This is a genomic window from Pantoea sp. SO10 (assembly GCF_005281435.1).
Lineage (GTDB): Bacteria > Pseudomonadota > Gammaproteobacteria > Enterobacterales > Enterobacteriaceae > Pantoea > Pantoea leporis.
In genome coordinates, this window is the sequence record NZ_CP040095.1 from 360,167 (window position 1) to 386,199 (window position 26,033).

The 26,033-nt window shown below is 54.3% G+C and carries 26 protein-coding genes; 16 read left to right on the forward strand and 10 right to left on the reverse strand.

The genetic code is table 11. The annotated features are described in order from the left end of the window. Positions 1-55 precede the first annotated feature (55 nt). The 3 genes from FCN45_RS01615 to FCN45_RS01625 all read left to right on the forward strand — a co-directional run bounded on the left by FCN45_RS01615 (position 56) and on the right by FCN45_RS01625 (position 2,470). A complete protein-coding gene (locus FCN45_RS01615; RefSeq protein ID WP_137384966.1) occupies positions 56-1,591 on the forward strand; it encodes a catalase in 1,536 nt (511 codons plus the stop codon). A 108-nt stretch (positions 1,592-1,699) separates the two neighbouring features. Continuing rightward, the gene (locus tag FCN45_RS01620) at positions 1,700-2,116 is read left to right on the forward strand and encodes a secondary thiamine-phosphate synthase enzyme YjbQ (protein WP_061718371.1); all 417 of its coding nucleotides are present in this window, start codon (positions 1,700-1,702) and stop codon (positions 2,114-2,116) included. A 3-nt stretch (positions 2,117-2,119) separates the two neighbouring features. Beyond that, on the forward strand, positions 2,120-2,470 hold the full coding sequence (locus tag FCN45_RS01625; RefSeq protein WP_101763060.1) for an MmcQ/YjbR family DNA-binding protein: 351 nt from the start codon (positions 2,120-2,122) through the stop codon (positions 2,468-2,470). Between the two features lie 6 nt (positions 2,471-2,476). Here FCN45_RS01625 and FCN45_RS01630 read toward each other — a convergent pair whose 3' ends face one another. Together FCN45_RS01630 and uvrA are read right to left on the reverse strand one after the other, a co-directional pair. Continuing rightward, positions 2,477-3,541, reverse strand: a complete 1,065-nt coding sequence (locus FCN45_RS01630) for an NAD(P)-dependent alcohol dehydrogenase (protein WP_137384967.1) — start codon at positions 3,539-3,541, stop codon at positions 2,477-2,479. Positions 3,542-3,760: 219 nt separating this feature from the next. Then, complete coding sequence (uvrA, locus tag FCN45_RS01635; RefSeq protein ID WP_101763058.1) at positions 3,761-6,589, reverse strand: excinuclease ABC subunit UvrA; 2,829 nt, start codon at positions 6,587-6,589, stop codon at positions 3,761-3,763. 222 nt (positions 6,590-6,811) lie between these two features. Between uvrA and ssb1 the strand changes: the two genes are divergently transcribed. Beyond that, positions 6,812-7,366, forward strand: coding sequence for a single-stranded DNA-binding protein SSB1 (gene ssb1, locus FCN45_RS01640; RefSeq protein ID WP_061718369.1), 555 nt, complete (start codon positions 6,812-6,814; stop codon positions 7,364-7,366). 385 nt (positions 7,367-7,751) lie between these two features. Here the strand turns inward: ssb1 and FCN45_RS23855 are convergent, their stop codons facing one another. Both FCN45_RS23855 and FCN45_RS01650 read right to left on the reverse strand, forming a co-directional pair. Then, positions 7,752-8,018: an antitoxin Xre/MbcA/ParS toxin-binding domain-containing protein gene (locus FCN45_RS23855; protein ID WP_137384968.1), complete on the reverse strand. Its 267-nt coding sequence runs from the start codon at positions 8,016-8,018 to the stop codon at positions 7,752-7,754. Between the two features lie 70 nt (positions 8,019-8,088). Continuing rightward, positions 8,089-8,616, reverse strand: a complete 528-nt coding sequence (locus tag FCN45_RS01650) for an isochorismatase family protein (RefSeq protein ID WP_137384969.1) — start codon at positions 8,614-8,616, stop codon at positions 8,089-8,091. A 121-nt stretch (positions 8,617-8,737) separates the two neighbouring features. Here FCN45_RS01650 and FCN45_RS01655 point away from each other — a divergent pair, with 121 nt between their 5' ends. Together FCN45_RS01655 and FCN45_RS01660 are read left to right on the forward strand one after the other, a co-directional pair. Continuing rightward, entirely contained in the window at positions 8,738-9,568 is an 831-nt protein-coding gene (locus FCN45_RS01655; protein WP_137384970.1) for an AraC family transcriptional regulator, read from the forward strand. A 72-nt stretch (positions 9,569-9,640) separates the two neighbouring features. Continuing rightward, positions 9,641-10,594 (forward strand): DMT family transporter, encoded by a 954-nt coding sequence (locus tag FCN45_RS01660; RefSeq protein WP_137384971.1) that lies wholly within the window; start codon positions 9,641-9,643, stop codon positions 10,592-10,594. Between the two features lie 934 nt (positions 10,595-11,528). On the opposite strand, the gene FCN45_RS01665 is transcribed toward FCN45_RS01660, so the two are convergent. Continuing rightward, positions 11,529-11,924, reverse strand: a complete 396-nt coding sequence (locus FCN45_RS01665; RefSeq protein ID WP_008109970.1) for an IS3 family transposase — start codon at positions 11,922-11,924, stop codon at positions 11,529-11,531. A 526-nt stretch (positions 11,925-12,450) separates the two neighbouring features. Here FCN45_RS01665 and FCN45_RS01670 point away from each other — a divergent pair. Both FCN45_RS01670 and FCN45_RS01675 read left to right on the forward strand, forming a co-directional pair. Then, positions 12,451-13,707, forward strand: coding sequence for a polysaccharide biosynthesis C-terminal domain-containing protein (locus FCN45_RS01670; RefSeq protein ID WP_101763052.1), 1,257 nt, complete (start codon positions 12,451-12,453; stop codon positions 13,705-13,707). Positions 13,708-13,715: 8 nt separating this feature from the next. Continuing rightward, positions 13,716-14,666, forward strand: a complete 951-nt coding sequence (locus tag FCN45_RS01675; RefSeq protein WP_137384972.1) for an ATP-grasp fold amidoligase family protein — start codon at positions 13,716-13,718, stop codon at positions 14,664-14,666. Between the two features lie 55 nt (positions 14,667-14,721). On the opposite strand, the gene FCN45_RS01680 is transcribed toward FCN45_RS01675, so the two are convergent. Both FCN45_RS01680 and soxS read right to left on the reverse strand, forming a co-directional pair. Then, entirely contained in the window at positions 14,722-15,003 is a 282-nt protein-coding gene (locus FCN45_RS01680; RefSeq protein ID WP_008109973.1) for a YjcB family protein, read from the reverse strand. Between the two features lie 253 nt (positions 15,004-15,256). After that, positions 15,257-15,688, reverse strand: a complete 432-nt coding sequence (gene soxS, locus FCN45_RS01685) for a superoxide response transcriptional regulator SoxS (RefSeq protein WP_137384973.1) — start codon at positions 15,686-15,688, stop codon at positions 15,257-15,259. Positions 15,689-15,786: 98 nt separating this feature from the next. Here soxS and soxR point away from each other — a divergent pair, with 98 nt between their 5' ends. The 4 genes from soxR to FCN45_RS01705 all read left to right on the forward strand — a co-directional run bounded on the left by soxR (position 15,787) and on the right by FCN45_RS01705 (position 20,370). After that, a complete protein-coding gene (gene soxR / locus FCN45_RS01690) occupies positions 15,787-16,263 on the forward strand; it encodes a redox-sensitive transcriptional activator SoxR (RefSeq protein ID WP_101763050.1) in 477 nt (158 codons plus the stop codon). A 43-nt stretch (positions 16,264-16,306) separates the two neighbouring features. Next, a complete protein-coding gene (locus FCN45_RS01695) occupies positions 16,307-16,972 on the forward strand; it encodes a glutathione S-transferase family protein (protein ID WP_137384974.1) in 666 nt (221 codons plus the stop codon). Positions 16,973-17,231: 259 nt separating this feature from the next. Then, the gene (locus FCN45_RS01700) at positions 17,232-18,581 is read left to right on the forward strand and encodes an NCS2 family permease (protein ID WP_101763048.1); all 1,350 of its coding nucleotides are present in this window, start codon (positions 17,232-17,234) and stop codon (positions 18,579-18,581) included. Positions 18,582-18,720: 139 nt separating this feature from the next. Further along, a complete protein-coding gene (locus FCN45_RS01705) occupies positions 18,721-20,370 on the forward strand; it encodes a Na+/H+ antiporter (protein ID WP_101763047.1) in 1,650 nt (549 codons plus the stop codon). 71 nt (positions 20,371-20,441) lie between these two features. Here the strand turns inward: FCN45_RS01705 and FCN45_RS01710 are convergent, their stop codons facing one another. Then, complete coding sequence (locus FCN45_RS01710; protein WP_137384975.1) at positions 20,442-21,344, reverse strand: LysR family transcriptional regulator; 903 nt, start codon at positions 21,342-21,344, stop codon at positions 20,442-20,444. 104 nt (positions 21,345-21,448) lie between these two features. On the opposite strand from FCN45_RS01710, the gene FCN45_RS01715 reads away from it, so the two are divergent. From FCN45_RS01715 to FCN45_RS01730, 4 genes are all read left to right on the forward strand, one after another. Further along, the gene (locus tag FCN45_RS01715) at positions 21,449-21,871 is read left to right on the forward strand and encodes a CidA/LrgA family protein (protein WP_137384976.1); all 423 of its coding nucleotides are present in this window, start codon (positions 21,449-21,451) and stop codon (positions 21,869-21,871) included. Further along, complete coding sequence (locus FCN45_RS01720) at positions 21,864-22,559, forward strand: LrgB family protein (protein ID WP_101763044.1); 696 nt, start codon at positions 21,864-21,866, stop codon at positions 22,557-22,559. Before FCN45_RS01715 ends, FCN45_RS01720 begins: the two co-directional genes overlap by 8 nt. A gap of 153 nt (positions 22,560-22,712) precedes the next feature. Further along, entirely contained in the window at positions 22,713-23,186 is a 474-nt protein-coding gene (locus FCN45_RS01725; protein ID WP_246862544.1) for a YfaZ family outer membrane protein, read from the forward strand. A gap of 140 nt (positions 23,187-23,326) precedes the next feature. Then, complete coding sequence (locus FCN45_RS01730) at positions 23,327-23,872, forward strand: YfaZ family outer membrane protein (RefSeq protein WP_008109987.1); 546 nt, start codon at positions 23,327-23,329, stop codon at positions 23,870-23,872. A 172-nt stretch (positions 23,873-24,044) separates the two neighbouring features. On the opposite strand, the gene actP is transcribed toward FCN45_RS01730, so the two are convergent. Together actP and FCN45_RS01740 are read right to left on the reverse strand one after the other, a co-directional pair. Beyond that, positions 24,045-25,697: a cation/acetate symporter ActP gene (gene actP / locus FCN45_RS01735; protein ID WP_101763042.1), complete on the reverse strand. Its 1,653-nt coding sequence runs from the start codon at positions 25,695-25,697 to the stop codon at positions 24,045-24,047. Next, a complete protein-coding gene (locus FCN45_RS01740; RefSeq protein ID WP_008109989.1) occupies positions 25,694-26,020 on the reverse strand; it encodes a DUF485 domain-containing protein in 327 nt (108 codons plus the stop codon). The genes actP and FCN45_RS01740 overlap by 4 nt, the downstream gene beginning before the upstream one ends. Positions 26,021-26,033 lie beyond the last annotated feature (13 nt).

Consider the following 26,033-nt stretch of genomic DNA (forward strand, 5'->3'; position numbering starts at 1 on the left):
ACGGCGCGAGAGCGGCAATGTAGTCGCATATTTAAACTCACAAGGAAGCACGCTTATGACCCGGACCGCTTACTCTTTTGCAGTCAAACCCCTCGCTTGTGTATTAGCCTTAGCCTTTTCCCTTCCGGTTTACAGCACCGCTTTAACGCGTGATAACGGCGCGCCCGTCGGCGATAACCAAAACTCACAAACCGCAGGCGAAAATGGCGCAGTGTTACTGCAAGATGTGCAGCTGATCCAAAAGCTGCAACGCTTTGACCGAGAACGCATTCCAGAGCGCGTGGTACATGCACGCGGTACCGGCGCGCACGGCGAGTTCCGCGCCAGTAAAGATATCAGCGACTTAACCATCGCCGAAGTCTTTAAACCAGGCAGCGTGACGCCGGTATTTGTGCGCTTCTCGTCCGTGGTACACAGCAAACATTCACCGGAAACGCTGCGCGATCCACGCGGTTTTGCCACCAAGTTTTACACCAGCCAGGGCAACTGGGATTTAGTGGGTAACAACCTGCCGGTGTTCTTCATCCGCGACGCGATTAAATTCCCGGACATGGTGCATGCGTTTAAGCCTGATCCACGCACCAATCTTGGCAACGACGCGCGCACCTTTGATTTCTTCTCTCACGTACCGGAAGCCACGCACGGCCTGACCATGCTGTTCTCCAACATGGGGACGCCAGCAAACTATCGCCAGATGGATGGCAACAGCGTGCACGCCTATAAGTTCGTCAACGCCAAAGGTGAAGTGCACTACGTGAAATTCCACTGGAAAACCCTGCAGGGCGAGAAAAATCTCGATCCGGGCGAAGTGGCGGCTATTCAGAGCAGCACTTTCAGCCACATGACCGAAGATTTAGTGGCGTCGATCAACAACAAAGACTTCCCGAAATGGGATCTCTATATTCAAACCATTAAAGCCAGCGATCTGGATAAGTTCGACTTCAACCCGCTGGACGCCACTAAAATCTGGCCGGGTATCGCAGAAGTGAAAGTCGGCCAGATGGAATTGAACCGCAACGTGGATAATTTCTTCCAGGAAACCGAGCAGGTGGCGATGGCGCCATCGAATCTGGTTCCGGGCATTGAGCCATCGGAAGATCGCTTGCTGCAAGGTCGTTTGTTCTCTTACGCCGATACCCAGATGCACCGTTTGGGCGCCAATGGCCTGACGTTGCCGGTCAACGCGCCGCGCGTGCCGGTGAGCAACGGTAATCAGGACGGCGCAATGAACAGCGGCAAGGCTGACGATCATGGCGTCAACTATCAGCCAAGCCGTGTCTATCCACGCGAAGAGCTGCAGAGCGCCCGATACAGCCACAGCCCGCTGAGCGGCACCACGCAGCAGGCGATGATTGCCAAAACGCAGAACTTTAAGCAGGCGGGCGATCTGTATCGTTCCTTCAATGACAAAGAGAAAACCGATCTGATCAATTCTCTGGGCGGCGCGCTGAAAGGCGTGGATGTGCAGAGCCGCGCCATTATGTTGTCTTACTTCTACAAAGCTGATAAAGAGTACGGCGAACGTCTGGCTGCAATTACTAAAGACGATGTGGGCAGCATCAAAACCATGGCCGCTAAGCTGAGCGACTAACCTTCAGTCGGCAGAGTTCACGCTCTGCCGCTTTTTCCTCTCTTCAGGGTTTACCTTTCGCCGACATGCTGCACACTTAAACGGTGTAATTACTTTTAGGATTCTGGCATGTGGCATCAACAAACGCTTACGCTTGGCGCCAAAGCGCGCGGCTTTCATCTGATCACCGACGAGATTGTCGGCCAGCTTCATGGCTTATCCGATGTGCGCGTCGGCCAACTGCATCTGCTGCTGCAACATACATCGGCGTCGTTAACGCTCAATGAGAATTGCGATCCCACCGTGCGCAGCGATATGGAGCAGCATTTCTTACGCCATGTTCCGGAAAGTGCGCCTTATCAGCACGATTACGAAGGGGCTGACGACATGCCGGCACACATCAAATCGTCATTACTCGGCGTTTCGCTGCTGATTCCGGTTAACCGCGGTCGCCTGATGTTAGGTACGTGGCAGGGAATCTGGTTGGGTGAACATCGGGTGCAGGGCGGTGCGCGGCGTATCGTGGCGACCTTACAAGGGGAATAAAAGATGAATACTTCGGATTTACTGACGTACTGCATGAGCAAGCCGGGCGCGGAGCAAAGCTTTAAAGAGTGCTGGCAGGCGACGCAGATTAAAAGTGAAGGTGTGCTGTTTGCCATGCTTTATGAGGTAAAAGGGCGTCCGGCCTTGTCGCTGAAAGCCACGCCTGCGCTAGCGGAATTGTTACGTGAGGAGCACAACGATGTGTTTCCCAGCGAACATTTAAATAAGTCGCACTGGAGCACGCTGTGGCTGGATGGTTCGCTAAAAGATTCGCAGATTTACTATCTGGTGGATGCTTCCTGGCAACAGGCTGACGCCACGCGCGCGGCGGGCGTCAACCATGATGAACACTGAAGCAAATTAAGCCGCAGATTCCTCGCGCAGAGTATTGATATCAATCACGAAGCGGTATTTCACGTCGCTTTTCAGCATACGTTCGTAGGCTTCGTTGATTTGATTCATCGCGATCAGTTCGATATCTGAAGTGATACCGTGCTTGCCGCAGAAATCCAGCATTTCCTGGGTTTCCGCGATGCCGCCAATCAGTGAACCGGCGATGCTGCGACGTTTGAAGATCAGGTTGAAGACCTGCGGTGCCGGGTGATCGTGCTCCGGCGCGCCGACCAGCGTCATGTTGCCATCACGCTTCAGCAGGGCGATGAACGGGTTGAGATCGTGCTGCGCTGCAACGGTGTTCAGGATGAAGTCGAAGCTGTTGGTGTGCGCGGCCATTTGGTCGGCATCTTTCGAGATCACCACTTCATCAGCGCCCAGACGTTTACCATCTTCAATTTTTGACGGTGACGTGGTGAACAGCACCACATGTGCGCCCATCGCATGAGCTAGCTTCACGCCCATGTGACCAAGGCCGCCCAAACCGACGATACCAACTTTTTTACCCGGACCGACATTCCAGTGGCGCAGCGGTGAGTAAGTGGTGATACCGGCACACAGCAATGGCGCAACGCCCGCCAGATCGAGATTTTCTGGTACGCGCAGCACGAAGCTTTCATCTACTACCATGCTGGTGGAGTAACCGCCGTAAGTGATTGCGCCGGTTTCACGGTCTTCGCCGTTATAGGTGCCAACGAAGCCATTTTCGCAATACTGCTCCAGCCCTTCCTGACAGCTTGGACAGCTGCGGCAGGAATCAACCATACAACCAACGCCGACCAAATCGCCCACTTTGTAGTTGTGGGTGTGAGCGCCAACGGCCGTCACGCGACCGACAATTTCATGGCCAGGCACTACAGGAAAAATGGTGTTGCGCCATTCGTTGCGCGCGGTATGCAGGTCCGAGTGGCAGACGCCGCAGTACAACACTTCAATCTGCACATCATGAGCGCGCAGTTCGCGTGGCTTAAAATCGAACGGGGCGAGTTTTGCTTTCGCGTCCTGTGCGGCATAGGCATGCGTAATATTCATGGTGTCTCCAGTAGGATGTGTCGTGATTTCTATGCGGGATCCCGTTCAGCACACTGAAGGGATAAAGGGCGTAAGGGACGCCAAAAGGAACTTTGTAAGGATAGTCAGCAGGGGGGAATGCGTATATGCCTGAAGTTGTCTGATTCTTGCCTGTTCCTGCATTTCGTTGCGGAATCCGACAGAAAAAAACAGGCCCGCAATGGCGGGCCTGAGAGAAGTTTACTTCTTCAACATTGGCTTAAGGAAACGCGCCGTGTGTGATTTTTCACACTCCGCCACCGTTTCTGGCGTGCCGGACACCAGGATTTCACCGCCGCCGCTGCCGCCTTCCGGGCCGAGATCGACAATCCAGTCTGCAGTTTTCACCACGTCGAGGTTGTGCTCAATCACCACGATGGTGTTGCCCTGATCGCGCAGCTGATGCAGCACTTCCAGTAACTGCTGAATATCCGCAAAGTGCAGGCCGGTGGTCGGCTCATCGAGGATATAGAGCGTCTGGCCGGTGCCGCGTTTTGACAGCTCACGCGCCAGCTTGACGCGCTGCGCTTCACCACCAGAAAGCGTGGTAGCTGACTGGCCCAGACGGATATACGACAGGCCGACATCGACCAGCGTTTGCAGCTTACGCGCCAGCGCTGGCACCGCATCAAAAAATTCGCGGGCTTCTTCGATGGTCATATCCAGCACTTCGTGGATGCTCTTGCCTTTGTATTTAATCTCCAGCGTTTCGCGGTTATAGCGCTTGCCTTTGCACTGGTCGCACGGCACGTAGATGTCGGGCAGAAAGTGCATCTCTACCTTGATCACGCCGTCACCCTGACAGGCTTCGCAGCGTCCGCCGCGCACGTTGAAGCTGAAGCGCCCCGGATTGTAGCCGCGTGAACGCGCTTCCGGCACGCCGGCGAACAGTTCGCGCACCGGAGTGAAAATGCCGGTGTAGGTCGCGGGATTCGAACGCGGTGTGCGACCGATCGGGCTCTGATCGATATCGATCACTTTATCGAAATGCTCCAGGCCGGCGATTTCACGATAAGGCGCGGCTTCGATGGTGGTCGCGCCGTTGAGCTGGCGCTGCGCAATCGGGAACAGCGTGTCGTTGATCAGCGTCGATTTACCCGATCCGGACACGCCGGTGATGCAGGTAAATAAGCCGACCGGAATCGTCAGCGTGACATCTTTGAGGTTGTTACCGCGCGCACCGGTGAGTTTCAGCACTTTGGCTGGATCGCCTTTGACGCGCTCTTGGGGAATCGCAATCTCGCGTTTGCCGCTAAGGAACTGGCCGGTCAGGGAATTTTCATTCGCCATGATCGCGTGCACATCACCTTCGGCAACCACCTGACCACCGTGCACGCCCGCGCCCGGACCGATATCGATCACATGGTCAGCGGCACGAATCGCATCCTCATCGTGCTCCACCACAATCACTGTGTTACCGAGATCGCGCAGGTGAATCAGCGTGCCAAGCAGGCGTTCGTTGTCGCGCTGGTGAAGGCCGATTGAGGGTTCATCCAGCACGTACATCACGCCGACTAAACCGGCACCAATCTGGCTGGCCAGACGAATACGCTGCGCTTCACCGCCGGAGAGCGTTTCCGCCGAGCGTGACATCGACAGGTAATTCAGACCGACGTTCACCAGGAAGCTCAGGCGATCGCCAATCTCCTTCAGGATTTTTTCCGCAATCTGCGCACGCTGGCCGCTCAGCTTCATGTTGGCGAAGAAATCCATCGCATGACCGATGCTCATTTCTGAGATGGTCGGCAGGTTGGTGTCTTCAACAAAAACATGACGCGCTTCACGACGCAGACGCGTACCTTCACAGCTGGCGCAGGCACGGTTGCTGATAAATTTCGCCAGCTCTTCGCGCACCGCGTTGGATTCCGTCTCTTTATAACGGCGCTCCATGTTGTGCAGCACGCCTTCAAATGGATGGCGGCGCACTGAGGTGTCACCGCGATCGTTGATGTATTTGAATTCGATATTCTCTTTGCCGGAACCGTACAGAATCACTTCGCGCGCTTTGTCGCTCAGGCTGTTAAACGGAGCTTCGACATCGAATTGCAGATGCTCCGCCAGCGAGCGCAGCATCTGGAAGTAGTAGAAGTTACGGCGATCCCAGCCGCGGATGGCGCCTCCGGCCAGCGACAGCTCGGGGTTCTGCACCACTCTATCGGGATCGAAATATTGCTGCACGCCCAGGCCATCGCAGGTCGGGCAGGCGCCAGCCGGGTTGTTGAACGAGAACAGGCGCGGTTCGAGTTCACGCATGCTGTAGCCACAGATTGGGCAGGCAAAGTTGGCCGAGAACAGCATCTCTTCGGCGCTGGTATCGTCCATATCGGCGACGATCGCCGTGCCACCGCTCAGTTCCAGCGTGGTCTCAAAGGATTCGGCCAGACGCGTTGCCAGATCCTCGCGCACGCGGAAGCGGTCAATCACCACTTCGATAGTGTGCTTCTTCTGCAACTCCAGCTTCGGTGGATCCGACAGATCGCACACTTCACCATCGATACGCGCACGGATATAGCCCTGCGCGGCGAGGTTTTCCAGCGTTTTGGTGTGTTCGCCTTTGCGATCTTTCACCACCGGTGCCAGCAGCATCAGACGACGGCCTTCTTCCTGCGACAGCACCTGATCGACCATCTGACTCACGGTTTGCGCCGCCAGTGGAACGTCATGATCCGGACAGCGCGGTTCACCCACGCGCGCGAACAGCAGGCGCAGGTAGTCGTGAATTTCGGTAATGGTGCCGACAGTGGAACGCGGGTTATGCGAAGTCGATTTCTGCTCAATGGAGATGGCGGGCGAAAGACCTTCAATATGGTCAACGTCCGGTTTCTCCATTAATGAAAGAAACTGGCGCGCATAGGCCGAAAGCGACTCGACATAGCGACGCTGGCCTTCCGCATACAGCGTATCAAACGCCAGCGAAGACTTACCGGAACCTGACAGACCGGTGACCACAATGAGCTTATCGCGAGGGATGATCAGGTTGATGTTCTTCAAATTATGGGTGCGAGCACCGCGGACTTCGATCTTATCCATTCACCTTTCCCGGATTGAACAACACTCGCCATGCCTTGCCAGCACGACCAGCAGAAACGGTCCATTATGGCACAAAAAATAAACTGAATAAATATCCAGTGTTTTTGCTATTCTGTCCGCCGATAAATTTTGGAATCCCGCTCTAAAGTGGGCACACGCCAATGTGACGTGATACAATTTTTCGCTTAGACTTTTAGCATCAACTCATCGGGAGACAGCAACATGGCCAGTCGTGGCGTAAACAAAGTGATTCTAGTCGGGAATCTGGGTCAGGATCCGGAAGTGCGCTACATGCCAAATGGTGGCGCGGTAGCCAACATTACGCTGGCCACGTCAGAAAGCTGGCGCGATAAGACAACCGGTGAAAACAAAGAGATCACGGAATGGCACCGCGTTGTGCTTTTCGGCAAGCTGGCGGAAGTGGCTGGCGAATACCTGCGTAAAGGTTCTCAGGTTTACATCGAAGGCCAACTGCGTACCCGCAAATGGACCGATCAAGCCGGCCAGGAAAAATACACCACTGAAGTGGTGGTTAACGTTGGCGGCACCATGCAGATGCTGGGCGGACGTCAGCAGGGCGCGAACGCAGGTGGCGCACCGGCGGGCGGCCAGGGCGGCGGCAATAACAATGGTTGGGGCCAGCCACAGCAGCCACAACAGCAGCCGCAGGGCGGTGGCAACCAGTTCAGCGGCGGTGCGCAGCAGCGTCCACAGCAGCAGAGCGCGCCTGCTAACAACGAACCGCCAATGGATTTTGACGACGATATTCCGTTCTGATAACTCGCCTGAGCTATCTCAGGCCGGACGTTGTCGAATCCAGAAATGCCATTCCGTGAGGAGTGGCATTTTTTTGTCCTTTGTGCGGGACGCGCAGCTTCTGCTGTTGCTGGGCAGTCCTCGCGCCGCTTACGCGGTGCCTTCAGTTCCAGCATTGTGCCGACGGATCGTTCGGGATCGGGCTTCCTGCCCGGCCCGAACTGACAGCCGCATCCTGCGGCTGTCTCCTGGCCCAACGCTTTCACTTCAGCGCTGCGGATAGCCCTTACGCACCCGCAGAAGCTGCGCGTCCGTCACTATTGTGCAAGTATGGTCAAAGCATGGAGGTGACTACTGAAAATTTTTTAGTTGAAAATACATGTTTAATGTATTGATAAATATACCTTTATGTAAATACGCCGTGTTCTAAACGCCCAATCAAGTCCTCAATATCCATTATTCCGTTTTCATTCGTAAATAAAGATAGTGGAGAGATTGATCCCAGAGCTTTCACTGGGCTGTACATCCATTGGTAAGCAGCTTCTTTATTACCACCAAAGAATTGCACTACCGTATTCACTTTCCGGGAAAAACATCTTTGATCCGCAATAATACTGAATCCTGGGCTTCGTTTTTTGAAGTTATCAGGCACTCGAATACATATGACCTTCATGCTCTAGCCTCAGTAGAGAAATAGCTATTTGTATAGCTGACAGCAGCCAAGCACTTCAATAGCAGAACCCTTAATGCGGTCGCCATTCCCGCAATAACGCTTCCGTCTCACGTACCAGCACCGGGTTGCCCGGCATAATCAAATCGGCCCACACTTCGTTGTGCTGATTGATTTGCTGCTGCGCGGAAACATAGGTGCGGTCGGCGGTGGTATGCGCATCGGCGGCGACGGTGATGTGATAGCCGAGGCTGGCGCCGACTTTGATGGTGGTATCGACACAGTAATCAGTCGCGCAGCCGCAAATAACGAAGCTTTTAATACCGCGTTGGTCGAGCTGAGCGGCGAGATCGGTTTGCCAGAAACTGTCGCAGGCGGTTTTATTGACAAAGATGGCGTTGGCCGGCTGATTCAACTCGGGGACGATGGCCCAGCCTGCTGAATTGACCTCTAAACCTGGCCCAACGTGCTGGATGAAGATCACCTGATCGGCCGCAGCGGTTAACTGATTGATCCGCTTGCAGCGTCCGGCACGATCAAAACGCGGCGATGCCAGCACGCCGTTTTGCATATCCACTACCACAACCACACGATTAGCCATTTTTATCTCCTGTTAAGTCTTGTCAGTGTCCGGTTAACTCGCAACGAGGTAAAGCAAATCCGCTTTGCATTTATCGCCACTGCCGCGCATGCTTATAAGCGATTTATTCCGGAGGTGTGTCGTGAAGGTGGTTCCTGAAATCTTTCCTTGTGAGCAAGATCGTGCGCAGTTTCAGCATTTCGCTGAGCTGCCGGGCATCGAGCTGTATCAGGCGCACATCTCCCGCTACGCTTTTGAACCGCATACCCATGAAGCCTTTGGCATCGGCACTATCGAATCCGGCGTCCAGCGCTTTCGCTATCGCGGCGCCAGTTACACCGCGCCGCAGCATTCGCTGGTGATGATGAATCCTGACGAGCTGCACACCGGTGAATCTGCCTGCGACGAAGGCTGGCGTTATCGCATGATCTATATCGATCCGCAGGAGATGGATCGTCTGACCGGCGATCGTCATTGGTGGTTCACCGATGCTCTGCGCACCGATGCGCGTCTGGCGCAGCCGTTTTCTCAATTGCTGGCGCAGATGTGGCAGGCGGAAACCCCGCTGGAGCGTGAAAGCATTTTGCTCGAACTGCTGGAGTTAATGCGTCCGCTGGCGCGTCAGGGACAGCTGCGACCTGTCGAAGGTGCACATCGCTTTGATGCGGTAAGAGACTATTTGCGTGAAAATCTCGCCGAACCGGTGCGCCTCGAAGAACTTGCTGCGCTGGCATCACTGTCGCCGTGGCATTTCCTGCGCAGTTTTAAACAACACTTCCACGTCACGCCGCATCAAATGCTGATGGCTTTTCGCCTGTTCGCAGCAAAACAGCAGCTGGCACGCGGCGACAGTGCGGCAACCGTCGCGGCATCGGTTGGTCTTACCGATCAGGCTCATCTCACCCGCGCCTTCGCGCATCGCTACGGCATCACGCCGGGCCGCTATCAAAAACAAGTGTTCCCTTCACGCTAACCGCAATCTGCTACAAGCCTTTAGCCTCCACCTGCGTCACACTGCAGCGGAATGCATATAAAGGAAGAGTTTATGTTTGCTGGAATACTGTTTGCGCTGGCGGCGGGACTGATGTGGGGATTGATCTTTGTGGGCCCGCTGTTAATACCGGATTATCCCGGCACCTTGCAATCGGCCGGACGCTACGTCGCCTTTGGTTTGGTGGTGTTGCCCCTCGCCTGGCTGGATCGCCGTCGTTTGCGTCAGCTGGCGCGCAAAGACTGGATCGAAGCGCTGAAGCTGTCGCTGATTGGCAATTTGCTCTATTACGCGTTTCTCGCCAGCGCGATTCAACGCACCGGCGCGCCCATTTCTACCATGATTATCGGCACCTTGCCGGTGGTGATTACCGTGACGGCCAATCTCTGTTATGGTCATCTTGAAGGGCGCTTGCCGTGGCGTAAATTGACGCCAGCGTTGCTGATTATTGCTGTGGGCCTGGCTTGCGTGAATGCCGCCGAACTCCAGACGCAAGGCCCCGATTTTGATTGGTCGCGCTATCTCACCGGTTTAGGGTTAGCGGTTCTGGCGGTGGCATGCTGGACATGGTATCCGCTGCGTAATGGTTTATGGTTACGCGCGCATCCCCAGCACAAGCCATCCAGCTGGGCGACGGCACAAGGTTTGGTGACGCTGCCGCTGGCAATAGTGTTCTATCTATTAGTCTGCGTGCAGCTTCACTGGCAGCAACCTGCATTTGCGCTGCCATTCGGGCCGCAGCCGCAACGCTTTCTATTATTGATGTTAGGTATCGGGCTGATTTGCTCATGGTTGGGCACGCTCTGCTGGAATGCGGCCAGCCAACGCGTGCCGACGGTGATCATGGGGCCGCTGATCGTGTTCGAAACCTTAGCCGGTTTGCTGTGGACATTCCTGTGGCGACAAAGCTGGCCGCCGTTACTAACCGCGCTTGGCATTGGTTGTTTGATTATTGGCGTGATCTACGCGATGCGTATTAAACCCCAGCCGCACATCACTGCGGTATAGGTCATCAAAATCAGCGCTGCTGAAAAATCATTTCGGCAGCGTACTACGCTGTATTTTAAGAATTTGACTAACCCTTTTCACTCGCCTCTTCGCCCATTCAGGCGCTCAGCTGGCCATCGATATAACATTTTGGCTAATTGCAGCCCTCTTTTTAGCGCTGATTTGTCATAAAAAGTCATACCGTTTCATCCGGCGCATGAGTGTTTAACCGTATTAAGGCTTCCTGAACCTTCACGAATCTCCGATCTTCCTGGCTATCGCAGGCCCTAAAGCGGAAAAAACCGACGCATTAACGCGCAAAAACATGCATCTAACCTACCTTTTATTGCCATTTGGCACTGAAGATTGGCACTTGAAAACCACTTTTTGCTTAAGGGAATCGTGAGATGTTAAGAAAGATTCCATTAACCTTTGGCAAAAAACCATTAAGCGTAGCGATGAATAGGGTGCAGGAATTTAACTTATTTCCCGCTTTTTGGCCGTAATTGTTTAGGGCAGGTAACCTTTGTTATCAGGATTATTCCTGGCAACAGCAGAGGGAATTATGGTCTACGCGCGTCAAACGATTGACGAATCGATCTCAGAACAGATCCAGATGAAAACAGAGGTTGTGTGTGAGCGGTTACACGCGGTTGTTCATTAATGCTTAACAGAACTATCCGCATTCAGGACTGATGATTAATGTTGGTAAAGTAATAATCGAAGCGCCAATCTCACCGAAATGAGATTGGACTTCGTTAGAATGGCTTGAATAGAGAGACTTTTGCTGATGTGAATCTATTTTACCGCAAAAAAGGAAGCAATTCCGCGATGGTATTCATCAGGAAAAATTGGTGCGAATTGTTATGTTGTGAACGCCGTATTAAATGATCTTCATATCTTCTGGTAAGAACAAATCTCAGCATTAGGTCAAATAACATCGGCCTTAATGGTATTAGCGATTATCTGTACCTGCAGGATAATGATAAACGCTACGGCTAATATCCAGTAAACGGCAGCTACGACGGGTACCTATGTCGAATGTCGTTTGCAGAAAGTTAACCGCCTGACGCTTTTCATTGGTGGTGAAGAAGTTTTTCAATACGCTTTGCAGCATCTCTTTATCGGAACTCAGTGATTGCAGCTCACGCGTGAGGTTAAGTAGCTGATCTTCCAGCTCCTTGATTTTTCTACCTTCTTCGGAAGAGAGCCCAGAAAACTTCTTCTTCCAGCTATAGAAAGTGGCCTCGGAAATGCCAAGCTCCTCACAAATCTCCCTGACTTTCACTCCCGTTTCAGAAGCTTTAATGGCATTTGTGATTTGCTCTTCGCTATATCGTGACTTTCTCATAAATGCTATTACCTTTCTTATCAATTAGTGGATGAGAATTACTGTATTAATATCTGGCACTGCAAAAACACTATTAATGCAGTATTAAAGTGCGCGATTTGAATTGCGAGGGTTAAATTAAGATATTTAGAAGAAATATCATCATGGGATAAATCTTATTTTATTCCGAATGGCATTGAACGCCTTCCTGGCTTTAGGTTTTTGATATAAATTCTCTCCATCCCAAATGCAGAAAAATACTACATTCATTGGAAAATCGGCATAAACCACTTGCAGAAATGTCAGGGTATGCCAGTAAACGTTTGCTTAGAATTTAGGCTGAAATCGTTTACATCCACCGAGTTTCGCACCGGATATAATCGGAATTTTCCTGAATATAATTCCTAATTGCTGACGCGAGTCTCATTTTTCGGACCAGTTTGGTTTGAAGTTAATAAATTAAGTCAGGCCCACTGAGCGCTTGTTAATTCATTTCAAGGACGTTGTACCGAAAGTTGTTGTAGTTCGTAATACTAAGGATCAGTCAATGAAATTGAGCGTAATGTCGAATGCCGCCTGGATGATGTCTGAAAAGATCGTCTCCGTGTTCGGCGTCATATTTGTGACCTCCTACGTGGCAAAATCCTTTGGTCCAACCATCTTTGGCCAAATGGCGTTTTCGACCTCACTGTTTTCCATGGTGCAGACCGTGGCGATTTTCGGTACGGAAACCATTCTGTTTAAACGTATCAGTAAGAGTGCACCGAAAGGTCTACGCCTGATGACCGTAGCGCGCAACATGCGCATGGTTTTGCTGTTGCTCACATCGCTGCCCGTCTTGATTTGGGTCTGGTACAACATGCAGGAAAACTTCCTCGCTTTTGCACTGGCCTCGTTTATCTCTTCGGTTTTCGTGACGCAGGACACCTTCAGTGTCTACAACAATGCGCGCTTAGCGTCGCGGCTGAATACCATCGCCAACTCTGTCGGATTGCTGCTGGGCTTCAGCTTAAGTTTCGCCATTGCCTGGCTGCACCTCAATCCGCTATGGCTGACCGTTTCGATTGTCGCCGTCACGTTGGTGCCGTACGTCATTAAGCGTTTTAACTTTTATCGCGAAAATCAGGATGTGGCGCCGCCGCAGGATAAGCGCAACACCTATCTGCGCTATTTGCTGTACGCCGGATTGCCGCTGGCCATCTCCAGCATCTTTATCTCGGTGCAGGTGAAAGCGGCACAGATGTTCCTGGCAGGCATCGCCTCAGCGCGCGATCTTGGGTTGTTCGCCGCCGCCAATACCATTTCGGCCTCCTGGATTTTTATCCCGGTCGCCATCATCACTTCCTGCTTTTCGGAAATCTTCCGTGAGCGTGGAGAAACCGCCATCAAGCTGACAGCACGGCTTAATGGTTATGTCATGGGTGTTTCATTGTTGTTGTTAGCGGTGATCGCGATGTACGGCGAAAAAATCATCATCGCTTTATATGGTCACGAGTACACACAGTCAGGAAGTCTCATTACGTTGTTGTCGTTAGCAACCTGCTTTTCGGCGATGGGGACCGTAGCGTATCGCTACATGGTCAAAGAAGGCGGGTTTAATTATCTGTTGAAGAAAATCGTTTGCCTGATGGTCATCAGCTTGCCGCTGTCGTGGTGGCTGATCCAGAGCTACGGCATCATGGGTGCCGCATGGAGCGTTTTCATCTCAGAATTGCTGTCTCTTACCGTAATGAATTACTTCTTCAAAAACGGCGTCATCCAAAAAATCCAGGTTTCCTCACTCAACTACAAAACCTACAAATGAGGTCAGATATGCTCAAGTTGAAAGATGAACTCAGAAGAAGCGTTCAGTACTTCATCAAGAAGATGCCCTGGGCATACCAGGATCGTATCTACTATTTTCACAAGTTCCGCAAATTGCCTAATCTGCGCGAGCCGAAAGTGTTTAACGAGAAGGTGCTGTATCGCAAATTCATCCATGGCGATTATCAGATTTATGGTCGTCTGTCGGACAAATATTCGGTGCGTGAATATATCGCCGATAAAGTGGGCAGCGAATACCTGATCCCGCTGGTTTACGAGACCAGCGATCCCAGCTCATTGCACACGCTGCCGAGCTGGAAAAATACCGTTATCAAGCCGAATCACGCCTCCAACATGGTGGAGATCCTGCTGGAAGAGCCGGATGCGTTGAAGAAGCAGCAGATTATCAACGATTGCCATCGCTGGCTGAAGACCGATTTCGCCAATGAAGCGCGCGAGATTCACTATCGCTACATCAAGCCACGCATTCTGGTGGAGCAGTACATTGGCGATGGTAAATCGGCACCGATTGACTACAAGTTCCATATGTTCAACAAGCGCGACGGCAGCTTTGAGTATGTGCTGCAGGTGATCTACAACCGCTGCAATCCGCTGTTGTCGATGAACTTCTACGTCAACAACCTCAACGAGGCGTATCACAAAATTCGTGATACCGGCCTGGATGTGACGCCGCAAATGGCCTCGTTGCAGCACGCGTTGGCGTTGAGTAAAAAGCTGGCGAGCGATTTCGATTATGTGCGCGTGGATTGGTACATCGATAACGAGCAGATCTACTTCGGCGAATTAACCTTCACGCCGGGCGCGGGTTTGGTGACCGGTCTGGATCGCGGGCTAAACCAAATGATGGGTGATATGTGGATTCAGGATCGTCGCGGTGCGAAGATACCGGGCATCACGGTGGCGGAAGTGACCATTCCGGCCGTATTGAAGAAAATTTAGAATCACACAGCAAAATAAAAAACCCCGCTTCGGCGGGGTTTTTTATTGGCGGCGATTAAGGCATTGGCCAATCGGTTGGCGTCTGGCTCATCACTTCAATAAAAGCGTTTTTGGAGATTTCCATAAAGTTATGCAGATTCTCCATGCTCAGCGTGATACCGAGCAGGCCGGTCACAAACCAGCAGGACATGCCAACGCCGATGCCACCGCACAGCAGCGCCATCACGTGATGACTGTTCTGGCGCAGTCGAATTTTCATGGTGCTGGCGAAAAACATCATTACCGCACTCAGGAGTTCCCAGCGCATTACAATCAAACTGGTGGTTAGGGTGGCCATCTGCAAAAACCTCTTAGAATCAGTGATATCCCCGACATTCAATCGACATCACTGGCGGCTAAGAAGGAAGGTCAGGGAAGTCCTTCTGGCCGTCTAACTGAAGACAGAAAAGTGTGACTTGGCTCACATTATATCACTCGATTTTAAATTTTGAACAAAATTTATACCGGGTCAGGTAGAAAGATTTTTATCGAACTGAGGAAAAAACAGGCAGGAAGAGCGAGGTGCGCCCGCAAGGGGCGCGCAGAAAGGGTTAGCTAACCGGGCAGCACTCGCCGGTGGTACGCTGGGCAAAACTGGTCATGTTGTTGTCTGCACAGTCAAAACTGAGCAAACGCGGACGGTGAATCATCGCCTGGCGACGCATGGTATGACGATAAGCGGTTGGCGTTTGCGAGAACTGACGGCGGAACACGCGCGAGAACGTCTGCTGCGAGTCATAACCGTATTGCATCGCGATATCGAACACCGGACGCTGGGTTTGACGCAGCGCTTCAGCGGCCAGCGTCAGACGACGTTCGCGAATATAGCCACCCAGCGTTTGTTTCGTGACGGCGCGGAACATACGCTGCAGATGCCATTTTGAGTAACCTGATTTTGCCGCGACTTCATCAATTGACAGCGCTTTATCCAGATTCTGATCGATCCAGTTGGACAGCGAATGAATGATTTCCTGTTGCATCATAGCCTCATCCTTCTGATGTTTTTTGCCTGGTAAGAAATTCGAAGTTTTGCTGGGGTGCGAGTATAATTCCTCAAGTTAACTTGAGGTAAAGGCCCTAAATGAAAAAAGAACGCAATTACCCGAAGCCGGTTTTGACGCCGGGTGAAGTGGCGAAGCGCAGCGGCGTGGCGGTGTCTGCGCTGCACTTCTATGAGACCAAAGGATTGATCTGTAGCTCGCGCAACGGCGGCAACCAACGTCGCTACAGCCGTGACGTGCTGCGTCGCGTTGCCATCATCAAAATTGCACAACGCATTGGCATTCCGCTGGCGACGGTGAGCGACAGCCTGACGCATGTGCCGGCTAATAAACGGATGTCGACACAAGAGTGGGACGCGCTGACGCAGCACTGGCGCGAGGAGCTGGATAAACGCATCGAAACCCTCACGCGCTTGCGTAACGATCTTGATGGCTGCATTGGCTGCGGCTGTTTATCGATGCGCGATTGCCCGCTGCGCAATCCCGGTGACCGGTTGGGCGAGCAAGGTTCGGGCGCGGTGTTACTCGATCCGGAACAGGACGAGCAAAAACGCTGATCGACTATACTTGGCGGAACACTTTTACCGGCAAGGAAACCGTATGATCACCGTTCACCATCTGGAAAACTCCCGTTCGCATCGCGTGTTATGGCTACTGGAAGAGCTCGCGGTGCCTTACCAAATCAAACGCTATCAGCGTGAAAACAGCCTGCTGGCACCCGATTCCCTAAAGAAAGTGCATCCGCTGGGCAAATCTCCGGTGATCACCGACGGCAATCGCGTGATTGCCGAATCAGGCGCAATTCTCGAATACCTGCAACTGAAGTACGACAGCGAACATCAGCTGACGTTGAGTCATGAAGATGAGCAGATTCAGGCGCGCTACTGGCTGCACTATGCCGAAGGTTCGCTGATGCCATTACTGGTAATGAAACTGGTGTTTGCGCAGTTTGGCAAAAAGCCGGTGCCGTGGCTGCTGCGCCCGGCCGGCATCGCCCTGAGCAAAGGGATTCAGAAAGCCTGGCTGAATAAACAGCTGGCTTTACATGGTCGGGTAATTGAAGAGCATCTCACGCAGCATGCGTTTTTTGCCGGTTCACGTTTTAGCATCGCCGATGTGCAGATGAGCTTCCCGCTGCTGGCGCTGCAACTGCGTGGTTCCCTACGTGATACGCCCGCCACCGCCCGCTGGCTGGAAACCATGCAGCAGCGCGCGGCTTGGCAACGGGCGATCCAGCAGGGCGGCGCGATTGAGTTAAGCCGCTGAGTTCAGCCAGGCCGCCATAATTGGCGGCCCTGCGGGGTGAGTTGCCTGGATTTATCCTGCAATACCCGTGATTAAGAGTTGAAAACCCCAGGGCAAACGCCAGATAATCGTTTGCCTTTTTTCCGCGTCCCCCTTTACGGCCTGGAATACGCGGCGACGTAAACGTTTGCCTGGATTTTCATCATGAAAAACCGCCATCAGGGAACGGCAAACGTGCGCCGCGCGGCGACTCACATCACAAAAAAATTGAGGAAGAATTATGTCTGGCGAATCGCGCCCGGCCAGTGGAAAACTGGACGCCTGGTTCAATATCTCTGCACGCGGCAGCAGCGTGCGTCAGGAAGTATTGGCGGGTCTGACAACGTTTCTGGCGATGGTGTACTCCGTCATCGTGGTGCCCGGCATGCTGGGCAAAGCGGGCTTCTCGCCAACGGCGGTGTTCGTTGCTACCTGTCTGGTCGCCAGTTTTGGATCGATCATCATGGGTTTGTGGGCCAATCTGCCGATGGCGATTGGTTGCGCCATCTCGCTGACCGCCTTCACCGCGTTCAGCCTGGTGCTCGGCCAGCACATTAGCGTGCCGGTGGCGCTTGGTGCGGTGTTCCTGATGGGCTTGCTGTTCACGCTGATTTCGGTCACCGGCATCCGCGCATGGATACTGCGCAACTTGCCAATGGGCGTAGCGCACGGCACCGGCGTAGGTATCGGCTTGTTCCTGCTGCTGATCGCCGCTGACGGCATTGGTTTAGTGGTGAAAAATCCGGCTCCGGGCTTGCCGGTGGCGTTGGGTCAATTCGCTTCGTTCCCGGTGATCATGTCGCTGGTGGGACTGGCGGCGATTTTTGGTCTGGAAAAACGCCGCGTGCCGGGCGGCATTCTGCTGACCATCATCGCCATCTCGATTCTCGGCCTGATTTTCGATCCGGCGGTGACCTATCAAGGTCTGTTTGCCATGCCGAGCCTGAAGGATGCTAACGGGCAATCAGCGATGTTTAGCCTCGATATCATGGGCGCGCTGCAACCGGTGGTGTTGCCAAGCGTGCTGGCGCTGGTGATGACCGCGGTCTTTGATGCCACCGGTACCATCCGCGCGGTCGCGGGGCAGGCGAATCTGCTGGATAAAGAGGGGCAGATTATCAACGGCGGTCGTGCGTTAACCACCGATTCCGTCAGCAGCCTGTTTGCCGGCTTGGTCGGCGCTTCGCCAGCTGCGGTCTATATCGAATCGGCGGCGGGCACGGCGGCGGGTGGTAAAACCGGTCTGACGGCGATTGTGGTGGGTTTGCTGTTCCTGGTGATCCTGTTTATGTCGCCGCTGGCCTATCTGGTTCCGGCTTACGCGACCGCGCCGGCGCTGATGTACGTTGGCTTACTGATGCTGAGTAACGTGGCAAAAATCGACTTCAACGATTTCGTTGATGCGATGTCCGGCTTGCTGACCGCCGTGTTCATCGTGCTGACCTGCAACATCGTCACCGGCATCATGCTCGGCTTCGCTTCACTGGTGATTGGACGCCTGTTTGCCGGTGAGTGGCGCAAGCTGAACGTGGGCACCGTGGTGATTGCTGTCGCGCTGGTCGCGTTCTATGCCGGTGGCTGGGCCATCTGACCTGAAAGTTGAATAATTCCAGGATTATTCGCTTTCTGCATCACGCCGCACATCGGGTTGCTCCGCTGTGCGGCGTTTTGTTTTACACTTTCCCACGCAACAACATCGCTTTAATGAAATTGATTCGCCTAAGGAAAGCATGGAAATCTTCTTTACTATTCTCATCATGACGCTGGTGGTTTCACTCTCCAGCGTGGCGGCACGTATTCTGCCGTTTCAAATTCCCCTGCCGCTGGTGCAAATTGCCGCCGGTGCTCTGCTCGCATTTCCCGTCTTCGGCCTGCATGTCGATTTTGATCCGGAACTTTTCCTCGTGCTGTTCATTCCGCCGCTGCTGTTTGCGGATGGCTGGAAAACGCCGATAAACGAGTTCCTGCATCACGGTCGCGAAATCATGGGGCTGGCGCTGGTTCTGGTGCTGATCACGGTGGTCGGGATTGGCTACCTGATCTACTGGCTGGTGCCAGGGATTCCGCTGATTCCCGCCTTCGCGCTGGCGGCGGTGCTTTCGCCAACTGATGCCGTGGCGCTGTCCGGCATTGTCGGTGAAGGACGCATCCCGAAAAAAATTATGTCGATTGTGCAGGGCGAAGCCCTGATGAACGACGCGTCGGGCCTGGTATCGCTGAAGTTTGCCGTCGCGGTGGCGATGGGCACCATGGTGTTTACGTGGGGCGGCGCCAGCGTTGAGTTTCTCAAAGTGGCGGTCGGCGGTTTGGTCGCTGGTGTGGCGATATGCTGGCTGTATGGCCGCTCGCTGCGTCTGCTGAGCCGCTGGAGCGGGGATGACCCGGCAACACAGACCGTGCTGCTGCTGCTGTTACCGTTCGCCTCGTACCTGATTGCGGAACACCTTGGCGTGTCGGGCATTCTCGCCGCCGTCGCCGCCGGTATGACCATTACGCGTTCCGGCATTATCCGCCAGGCACCGCTGGCGATGCGTCTGCGCGCGAACAGCGTGTGGCAGATGCTGGAGTTCGTGTTTAACGGCATGGTGTTCCTGATGCTCGGCCTGCAGCTGCCCGACATCCTTTCCACCTCGATTGCGCAGGCGCAAGCCGATCCTAACGTGGAACTGTGGATGCTGTTTACCGACGTTCTGTTGGTGTACGCCGCGCTGATGGTGGTGCGTTTCGGGTGGTTGTGGATCATGAAGCGCACCAGCATGCGTCTGCTGAAGAAGAAGCCGCTGGAGTTTACCAATTACTCACTGCGTGAATTGCTGATTGCCTCTTTTGCCGGCGTGCGCGGTGCCATTACCTTGGCCGGTGTGCTGTCGATTCCGCTGTTCCTGAGCAACGGCGATCCGTTCCCGGCGCGCTATGAGTTGGTGTTCATCGCTACCGGCGTGATTCTGGTGTCGCTGCTGGTTGGCGTGGTGCTGCTGCCGATTCTGCTGCGCGACGTGGAAAGCATCGATAAGGTCGGCCATCGTCGTGAGATTCAGTTTGCGCGTGCCGCGATGGCGGGTGTGGCGATTGAGAGCCTGCATAAAATGGAGCAGCGTCTTGAGAGCGACACCGAAGAGAACATCGATCCTGAGCTGCTGAAAGAGGTCAGCCTGCGCGTGATTGGTAACCTGCGTCGTCGCGCGGAGGGGAAAAACGATATTGAGCAGGCGCAATTTGCCGAAAATCTCGAGCGTCGTTTCCGCCTCAATGCGCTGCGTGCCGAACGCGCCGAGGTCTATCATCTGCGCGCCACACAGGAGATCTCCAACGAGACAATGCAGAAACTGCTGCACGATCTTGATCTGCTGGAAGCGTTGCTGATTGAGAAAGAGGAATAGCAGTAAGCCATATTGTTCATCGGTAGCGGCGCAAAACATTGCGCCGCTACGCCAATGTGCTGCGGTTGTTTTCACACCGACAGCCGCGGCGCACTATCCGGCCAGTGTTCACGGCAGCACGCAATCCACGCCTCGGCGCTGCGCGACAGATAACTGCCTTCCCGCCAAATCAACCCCAAACTCCACTGCAGTTCCGATTCCAGCGGCAGCCACAGCAGCGACTGCTTATCCAGCCGCTGACAAATGGGCTCCGGCAGAATCGCCAGTCCCATACCCGCCTGCACCATCGCGGCGAGAAAATCCCACTGCGCGCTGCGCAGCGCAATAGTTGGCGTCAGGTTCTGGCGTTGAAACGCTCTACGAATCTGGCGATTCAAGGCGAACTCTTCATTGAGGATCAGCAGCGGATGTTCAGCTAACTCTGCCAAACCGACTTTACGGTGATCGCGCCATTGTTCACTGCGCGGCAGCAGCACGCACAGCGGATGGTGCATCAGCTCCAGCGTATTGAGCGGCAGTTCGGATTCGATCGGCAGCGCGGTGAGGGCGATATCCAGCGCGCCACTCAGCACCGCTTGCTGCGCCGTCAGTCCGCCGAACTCGGATATTTTCAGCTGTACGCCAGGATAACGGCGGCGAAAGGCGGAGATTGAACCGGCCATCTGCATGCCGACCATCGGTGGAATACCCAGCCGCAGCTCGCCGGTTTTCAGCTGGTTGATATCGCCCAACTGCGCTTCAAGCTGGTGGAACTCTTGCAGAATCACCAGTCCGCGCTGGTAAACCGCCTGACCGCTATCCGTTAGATGCAGTTTGCGGCCCTCGCGCAGCAGTAAGGTGCAGCCGAGCTCCTCTTCCAGCTGGCGCAGCATTTTGCTGATGGTCGGCTGCGTCACGAACAGCTTCTCAGCGGCGCGGGTGAAGCTTTGCTGGCGCACCACTTCAGTGAAGTAGCGCAGGGCGCGCACATCCATAAACATTCCTTTTTGGCATAGTTTGAATAATTTTAATTCATTTCTTTCACAGTTTGCGGCGGATTTATACTGGGCACCTCAATTCTTCATCCAGGTAACAAGCAATGATGGCATTAAGTCCGCGCAGAACGGATCTCCTGCAACGTACCTTTGTTCCGCTGCAGCTGGTGCTGTATGTCGGTTTGTTTATTTTCAGCGACAGGCTGGTGAGCTGGCTGCATCTGCCGCTGCCCGCCAACGTGATGGGCATGGTGCTGCTGCTGGTGTTGATCATGACGCGCATCGTGCCGCTGCGCTGGGTGAAAGCTGGCGCCAACTGGCTGCTGGCAGAAATGCTGCTGTTCTTTATTCCAGCGGTGGTGGCGGTAGTGAACTACAGCGATTTGCTGCGCAGTGAAGGCTGGCGCATCTGCGTGGTGATCGGCGTCAGTACCTTGCTGGTGCTGGCTTCGACGTCACTGGTGGTTGATCGTTTATATCGCTTCGAACTGGCGCGCGCCGCACGCAAGCAGGCGCATCATGAATGATCTGCTGATTAGTCTGCTGTGTCTGGCGTTCACGCTGCTGGTCTACTACCTCAACAAAATTCTTTATCGCCGCTGGCGCACGCTGCTGTTGATGCCGCTGGTATTGACGCCGCTGGTGCTGGTGGCGCTGTTGCTGCTCACTCACGTCAGCTGGAAAAATTACATCGCTGAAAGCCACTGGCTGATTTGGCTGCTTGGCCCGGCGACGCTGGCATTTGCCGTGCCGGTGTATGAGAACCTTGAGATCATCAAGCGTCACTGGCTGTCGCTGAGCGTGGGCGTGCTGACGGCCACGCTGGTGGCGGTATGCAGTTCAGTGTGGCTGGCGCGCTGGCTGACGTTACCGGAAACCATTCAGCGTAGCCTGGCGGTACGCTCAATCACCACGCCGTTTGCGCTGGCAGCCGCGCAGCCGATTGGCGGCCAGCCGGATCTGGTGGCGCTGTTTGTGGTGATCACCGGTGTGTTTGGTATGGCGGTGGGCGACGTGCTGTTTCTGCGTCTCGCCATCAAGCAGGGCGTGGCTAAAGGCGCGGGTTTTGGTGCTGCATCACATGGCGCAGGCACCGCACGCGCGTATCAACTCGGCCAGCAGGAAGGCGTGGTGTCGAGCCTGGTAATGATGCTGTCTGGCGTCGTCACCGTCATTCTCGCGCCACTGTTAAGCCACTTACTTTGGGTATCGTAATCCGCTGGTTTTGAGTCATTGCTCATACAGCAGCCCGATCGCTTTGCTTATTGTTTGCCCGCTTAAACGATAAGGAAGCGAAAAATGAAAAGTCAGTATTTTGCAATGGGGCTCCTGTTGGCCTCCGCTGGGGTAACTGCTCAGGAAATCGGCGTGAAGGGGGGCAGTGATTTCTTTGCGGCCGCCATCAACAGCCAAAAAACCGCGCCAGGCCTGCAATATGGCGTGGAATACGTGAATGCCAAACATCAGTCAGAATTGCTGGACGCCAATCTGGGTTACGGCGTGGCTGTAGGCGCTATGCGCATTGTGCCGCGCGTCGCTTTGTTCTGGGCTGAATTGAACCATGATAAAACGTCCAGCTACGGCGTGAATGCGGGTATACGCGCGATGGCTCCACTGCCACAAGCGCGCCATACCTGGCTCTACCTCGATTTCAGCATGGCGCCTAACTTCAGCACCTATAAGCTGGATCATCTGCATCAGTTTGAAGCCGGAGTTTACTACCAACCGGCCCACTGGTTAACGCTGAGTTCCGGTTACCGCTATCTCGGCAGTGGCTTGCACGAATATAAAACCCATCGTGCGATTGATGGTCTTTTTATCGGCGCAGCCTGGCGCTTCTAATCTGAAAAGTGGCCTTTAAGGGCCACTTTTTTCCCCGCCGTAATCCATTTTTACGTAAAGCTTTCCAAATAATGTTGTCTCTCGTCGCCAGGCTGGTACCCTTGCCGCCGAATTAATTGTCCTTCATGGAGTGGAATCACATGTTAAAGCAACTTGTTACTGGAAGTGTTTTGGGTCTGGCACTGCTGAGCAGCGGCGCACAGGCAATTGAGGGCAGTGTTGACGTGGGTGAGCATAGCACCAACCTGAACCTTGGCCTCGGCACCACTTCACCGGGCCTATTCCTGAAAGGCAACTGGCTGCGCAGCGATCACGATGGCAGCACCTACGGTGCGGGCCTCGGCTATAACATCGACGTGGGTGATTTCCGCATTGCGCCTACCGCGAAAGCGCTGTTCACCCATCCGGAAGATGGTCGTGATGGCTTCACCGTGGCAGTCGGTGGCGCAGCGCAATACAGCTTCAACAGTATGTGGGGCCTGTACGGCGAATATTACTATGCGCCAGAAGCGTTCTCTGATCGTCTGGATAGCTACCAGGAAGCCTCAGGCGGCCTGAGCTTCACGCCGATTTCGCTGCTGAACCTGCGTGTGGGTTATCAGTACATTGAGCTGAACAACAAAGGTAGCCGCAAAGATAACGTACTGGTCGATGGCCCGTATGTAGGCGCATCACTGCGTTTCTAATTGTTTAAATTAGAATGAAAAATGGCGGCCCAATGGGTCGCCATTTTTGTTTGGGTGCGGTCTGTCCCTCATCCCGGCCTTCTCCCGCAAGCGGGAGAAGGAGAAAACGCGCCGATCGGTTCCCTCTCCCATCTATGGGAGAGGGTTAGGGTGAGGGAAAGCCAGCACGGACTTAATGCGATTTCCCCTGCGAAATCCCAATCCCCGTCTGTGAGCGAATAAACTGCCCACGGAAGCGGGCACGTTCCTGGGCACCACGAGCAGAATGGTCGGTAATTGAGAACAGCCAGATACCGATAAATGCCGCCAGCATTGAGAACAGCGCCGGATACTCATACGGATAGATCGGTTTCTCATGCCCGAGCACCTGCACCCAAATCGTTGGGCCAAGGATCATCAGCAGTACCGCAGTAACGAGTCCCAGCCAACCGCCCACCATCGCGCCGCGCGTGGTCAGTTTTGACCAGTACATCGACAGCAGAATAATCGGGAAGTTACAGCTGGCAGCAATCGAGAACGCCAAACCGACCATAAAGGCAATGTTCTGTTTCTCAAACAGAATCCCCAGCGCAATCGCCACCACACCTAACACCAGCACGGTGATCTTCGAGATGCGCAGTTCATCGCGTTCCGTCGCTTTACCTTCACGGATCACGCTGGCGTAGAGATCGTGTGAAACTGCCGAAGCTCCCGCCAGCGTCAGACCTGCCACCACCGCCAGAATGGTGGCGAAGGCCACGGCCGAGATAAAGCCGAGGAACAGGCTGCCGCCAACCGCGTTCGCCAGATGCACCGCTGCCATGTTGGTGCCGCCGAGCAGCGCGCCGCTGGCGTCTTTAAAGGCTGGATTCGATCCCACCAGCAAAATCGCGCCGAAGCCAATAATAAAGGTCAGGAAGTAGAAGTAGCCCATAAAGCCGGTGGCCCAGAACACGCTTTTACGTGCTTCACGCGCATCGGCCACGGTGAAGAAACGCATCAGAATATGCGGCAAACCGGCGGTACCGAACATCAAGCCGAGACCCAATGACAGCGCCGAGATGGGATCTTTCACCAGCCCGCCCGGCTGCATAATCGCCGCGCCTTTTGGGTGCACCGCCATCGCTTCGGTGAACAGCGTGTTGAAGCTGAAGCCGGTGGCTTTCATCACCATAATCGCCATAAAGCTGGCACCAAACAGCAGCAGCACCGCCTTGATGATCTGCACCCAGGTGGTCGCCAGCATGCCGCCGAACAGCACGTACAGCACCATCAGAATCCCGACCATCACCACTGCGATATGGTAATCAAGGCCGAACAGCAGCTGGATCAGCTTACCGGCACCCACCATCTGCGCGATCAGATACAGCGCTACCACCACCAGCGAGCCGCAGGCTGACAGCGTGCGAATCGGTTTCTGCGCGAGGCGATAGGAGGCGACATCGGCGAAGGTGTAGCGCCCAAGGTTACGCAGACGTTCGGCAATCAAAAACAGGATCATCGGCCAGCCGACGAGGAAGCCGAGCGAGTAGATCAGCCCGTCGTAACCTGAGGTGTAAACCAGCGCAGAAATACCGAGGAAAGAGGCGGCGGACATAAAGTCACCGGCGATGGCGAGGCCATTCTGGAAACCGGTGATATTGCCGCCTGCAGTGTAGTAATCGCTGCGCGAGCGGGTGCGTTTCGAGGCCCAATAGGTGATGCCGAGCGTCGCCGCGACAAACACCACGAACATGATGATGGCTTCATAGTTGGTGGCTTGCCGTTGCACCGCGCCGGTAATGGCATCGGCGGCAAACACGCTGGCGGGCACTACCGCGAGAAATATCGAAAGCAGGCGCTTCATGATTTTACCTCGCTCAGGATCTGTTTGGTCAGACGATCAAACTCGCCGTTGGCGCGCCACACGTAGACGCCGGTCAGCACGAATGACATCACGATCAAACCGACACCAATCGGAATGCCGCGCGTAACGTTAGTGCCCGCGTGCAGCGGCGTACCGAGCCAGGCGGGCGCAAAAGCGATCAGCAGAATAAAGCCGATATAGAGCACCAGCATGATCACGCTGAGCAGCAGCGCAAACGCCTGGCGCTTGTGCACCAGTTCATGAAAACGCGGATTATTCTCGACTTGTTGCCAGACTGCTTCCTGTTCAGGGGTTTCGTTCATCACATTTTCTCCA